Origin of the sequence: Spiribacter salilacus, from assembly GCF_009649225.1 — a bacterium.
Lineage (GTDB): Bacteria > Pseudomonadota > Gammaproteobacteria > Nitrococcales > Nitrococcaceae > Spiribacter > Spiribacter salilacus.
Genome location: NZ_WJPP01000017.1, coordinates 1 through 581, shown reverse-complemented (window position 1 = coordinate 581; position 581 = coordinate 1). Strand labels below are relative to the sequence as shown.

Here is a 581-nt window from a genome sequence, read left to right as displayed (position 1 = left end):
ACCTCATACCCGTCTTTCACCTGCACCCGGTCACCAAAGGCGAGCGGGAAGTCGGAATCTTCCAGACCATCGCTGCTGTAGTAACGCGGCGCGTTAGCCAGATCACTGGCCGTATCGAGCGTGTCACGCAGGATATCCAGCCCACCGGTGTTGGTGGTAACCGAGGAACTCACCAACTTGGTATTAGCGTAGATACCCGCGTTGTCGGTGGCGGAGATGGTGACATCGCCGGTGGCTGTGCTGTTCTCAGCAGGGCTGGTGAGTCGTGCATCGGCACCGGCCGCCACCAAATTACTGGTCAGCACAAAACCGGCGGCCGACCCTCCAGCACCATACAGCGCTGAGGCCTGAGACTTCGCAGCATTAGACAGCGTGGCGTTAAGTTGGGCGATATTATCCGCGCTGATCGTCAGATCGCCGCCCACGCTCAAGGTGGTGCTCGTAATCCGCGCTACTGCCTCAGCTTTATCGGCAATGCCAAAACCGGTACCCAACAACGCATCAATGCCCTGCGAGAGAATATCCTGGGCCTTGTAGCCGAGTGTATTGAACGAGACCGCCACACCGGCTGCCTCATCACC

Annotated in this window: 1 protein-coding gene; it reads right to left on the bottom strand. The window is 58.7% G+C overall.

Annotated features, from left to right (window positions below; all coding sequences use genetic code 11):
* Positions 1-581 (bottom strand): hypothetical protein (locus GH984_RS10795; RefSeq protein ID WP_172973234.1); only part of this gene is annotated, 581 nt, incomplete at both ends.